This is a genomic window from Chryseosolibacter indicum, from assembly GCF_018598585.1.
Taxonomy (GTDB): domain Bacteria; phylum Bacteroidota; class Bacteroidia; order Cytophagales; family Cyclobacteriaceae; genus Chryseosolibacter; species Chryseosolibacter indicus.
Map to the genome: position 1 here is coordinate 1 of NZ_JAHESD010000128.1, position 3636 is coordinate 3636.

Genomic DNA, 3636 nt, shown 5'->3' on the forward strand with positions numbered 1-3636 from the left:
GCTCACAATTTTTTCAATCTTTTAAAGTTGAAAACAACAACTCGATACTGAGATGAGAGTCGCTGAACAAGCAGATAAGCAACAGGCGGTAATGATTTTAACGCAAGCGTTCGATCAGAATAAGAGTGTAAATTTTGTTGTAAAGCAAGACGACCACCGCGTTGATCGGATAAGGCAGTTAATGGAATACTCTTTCGATTACTGCAAAGAGTTTGGCGAAGTCTACATGTCTGATGACGGAAGAGCTTTCGCCTTGGTGCTGTTCCCTGAAAAAAAGAAGGCATCGCTAAAATCAATGATGTGGGACGCTAAACTCGCTTCCAATGTTATTGGCCTCACGCGCGTCATGCAAGTGCTGAACAGAGAGACTCTCATCAAGAAGAATCATCCCAGAAAGCCGATCACATATTTGTGGTTTATTGGAGTAGATCCACGGCTCCAGGGTAAAGGTGTTGGGAGTAAGTTGTTGAAAACTGTTATTGAAATGAGCGAGAGAAAAGAAAGACCCATTTATCTCGAAACTTCCGTTGACAAAAACCTTCCATGGTATAAAAGTTTCGGGTTCGAAATCTATAAGACAATCGATCTTACTTATGAGCTATTCCTCCTAAGGCGGGTGGTTTCACACCCGGAACTCACAGTTCAACAAACCATGTCCAGTTAGGAAGACTTTTTACACTAAGACTTATTGTGCTATGTTTTTTGCAGGTACCAAAATGCATTTGGTCACCTTTGGCATCGTGGCGTTTGAGCTGGTGATGCTGGTTGTTCAGGTGATCTATTTTCTTCAAAGACCCAATGATAAGAAACGTCTCTGGTATCTTATTCTACTGGTCTTTCTGATATTATACAATGTGTGCAGTGGGCTGTTTCCTGATAAACAGTTTGTCATACCAATAACCATCCAGACAATCATTGCCTACCTGGTTGGGTTCTCCATGTCTATGTATGTCATCTACTACTTCTACAAGGTTTTCGAGTTAAAGCATTTAAAGTTTTTTGTCACGTACGGCATACTCTTGTTTCTGGTCGTGCCTTTTATTTTCCTATTTATTGTTCCCTATCTTTTAACAGGCGATAGCAGGCTAAGCAGTAAGCTGACCGTGATCATTCCTTTCTTCTACGGACTCAGCTTCATCTATTGTTCCACACGTGCACTTATAAAGAAATTTAGGGAGGCAAGACTCGAGAATCGAATTCTTGACGATCCTCTTTATGAACACGCAGTTGTGGCCTACATATCGATGCTATGCTGGGCAGCGCTGCCGGTGATTGTTTTCTTCGGAGATTTCCAAGTACTGGAACATTCAGTTACAAACGCTGGCTTTATGTTTATGACGGTAATATATGTGCGGTCTGCAATCAAGCAGTCACGGCAGGAGTATCAACGCTTGCTAGAGTCCGAGAAGAACTTAAAAGAGTTAAACAACAATCTACAGCACAAAGTAAAGGAGAGAACGAAAAGCCTTGAAGAACTGAATACACAACAGACCAATACATTCATCAACCTTGCGCATGAGACAAAAACACCTTTGACGCTTATCAACAATTATCTCAGTGAGTATGAACAGAAGCATGGAAGCAACGAGGAGTTGAATGTGATCAAATATAATATCAATAGGCTCACATCGGATATTGTGAACTTCTTCGATCTTGAGCGATTCAAACGAGGATTTGGCGTATATGACCACAACGAGATTTCAAGTTTCAGCTGTCTGTTAAGTGCAAAGCTTTGCCTCTTTGCACTCCAGGCACGGAACTCAAGTATTCGACTCGAACAGAATATCGAGCCTGAACTGCTGATAAAAGCAAGCGCATCTGCTATTGAACGTATCATCAACAACCTAATTGAGAATGCAATCCGACATTCGGGTAATGATGGAGTTTTGAAGGTTGCATTAAAGGCTGTGGAAGGTGAATTGATTTTTACTGTGGCCGACTCGGGGAAAGGAATTCCGAAAGACCAGCAAAAGAAAATCTTTGAGCCTTACTTCCAGTTGGGTGACCACCAACAGAGCAATGAAGGGATGGGCCTTGGACTTTCGATTGTAAAAAAGGTTGTTGATGGGCTGGGCGGTTCGATCTCCTTGTCAAGTGAAGTGAATATCGGCACTACAATCGAAGTAAGGTTGAAACAACACGTGGGCAAAGCTGAACACGTGAAAACTGTTTGTCCATCAGCTATCAACTTTGCAGAAACCCCTAAACAGTTAGATGATTCCGTGAGCGAAAGCGCGAAAGCAAGTGTACTGCTTGTAGAAGATAACCTGGCAATGCTCGGATACCTATCGAATAAGTTAAAGAGTAGGTATAATGTCTACCTCGCCCGGAACGGTTCTGAAGCAATTACAAAACTAAAAGCAATCGCAGCTGTTGATTTAATCGTCTCTGATGTCATGATGGAAAATCTCGATGGCTTTGAGCTTTGCAAAATCCTTTCGCGTCATCCTAAGTTCAGCCACATACCGTTGATTTTCCTTACAGCGAAGAGCACCAACAAAGACAAACTGAGTGCATTAAAACTGGGAGCGATTGATTTCATCGAAAAGCCGTTTGTTGTAGATCAGTTACTGCAAAAGATAGAGTGTGTCATAAGTTTGTCAGCCAAGCAGCGATTGGCCGCGTTTAATGATAGAACAAACACCAACGCGGATGTTAAGCTTACTTCAACCAGTCAAATCTCCTTTTCCGAGAATTGCATTTCGTATGGACTGTCAGTTCGTGAAACAGAAATTGCCGGTTTGATCCTTCAGGGACTAAACTATCGCGAGATCGGGGAAAGACTGTTCATCTCGACCAAAACTGTAAATGCTCACGTCACTCACATTTTCGAAAAGTGTGAAGTGAAGACCAAAATTGCGCTCGTCAACAAGCTGAGCCTGGCTCAAAAGGACATCAGGGAGAACAAATAGGATGGTTTACCTACGCTTTTACTATCATTTCCCTATTGATATCGACTGATGCAAAACCTCATTTTTGTTGCACACAGCTAAAAAGTGCAACGGAGACAAGCGAAGCAGCTGGTTTCGCCTGTAAGAGGAAGGAGACGAAGTTTCCTGGAACGTGAGAAGGACGGAAGAAAGAACAAGCCGCTGTATTCATGATTTCATTTGCGAACGAGGTGTATCAGAAGCTCGAGGGATCACTTAATAAATTGCAACCCGAAGATTCACTAATAAACACCGCTGAGAAAAGTATTGACATTATTCTTGAATCTATTGATTCCCTGAAAGACAAGGTCAAAACTCAACAGTTTGAAACTGTAGGTGAAGAAATCCTTTTCTTCAAGCAGATCAAGCCAAAGTTCACCTCGAAGCTTATCTACTATGTTGAACTGATAAAGATTGAGGGAAAGCGGCCGATTGGAAGTACAAAGTCTCAGGAGGAGTACCTGACTAAACAGCTTGGCAAACTCGAAAGCTACTTCGATGACAATGTCGACTTTTATCAGTACTACCGGAGCGGTGGATCATATCTGGATGAAAAATACTTTGTCCGAAAAGTATTCGACATCCGGGTTCACCAGGATGCCTACAGCTTTGATCACGATCCTGACTTTTCCACAAGCCATGATTTTAAAGTCGCGAAGATCCTCGCCAATGAACAACTTCGAAATTACCTCAATCGATGTTTGTT

Annotated in this window: 3 protein-coding genes; all 3 read left to right on the forward strand. The window is 42.2% G+C overall.

Annotated features, from left to right (window positions below; genetic code table 11):
• Positions 1 to 52: 52 nt before the first annotated feature.
• Positions 53 to 664 (forward strand): GNAT family N-acetyltransferase, encoded by a 612-nt coding sequence (locus tag KK060_RS24600; protein WP_254157896.1) that lies wholly within the window; start codon positions 53 to 55, stop codon positions 662 to 664.
• Positions 665 to 695: 31 nt separating this feature from the next.
• Complete coding sequence (locus tag KK060_RS24605) at positions 696 to 2912, forward strand: ATP-binding protein (protein WP_254157898.1); 2217 nt, start codon at positions 696 to 698, stop codon at positions 2910 to 2912.
• 188 nt (positions 2913 to 3100) lie between these two features.
• Positions 3101 to 3636: RteC domain-containing protein (locus KK060_RS24610; protein WP_254157900.1), on the forward strand; the 536-nt coding region annotated here is incomplete at its 3' end.

What these genes read in the sequence shown, in the direction of transcription:
- KK060_RS24600 (WP_254157896.1), top strand. Translation starts at nt 53, where the DNA reads ATGAGAGTCGCTGAACAAGCAGATAAGCAACAGGCGGTAATGATTTTA.
- KK060_RS24605 (WP_254157898.1), top strand. Translation starts at nt 696, where the DNA reads ATGTTTTTTGCAGGTACCAAAATGCATTTGGTCACCTTTGGCATCGTG.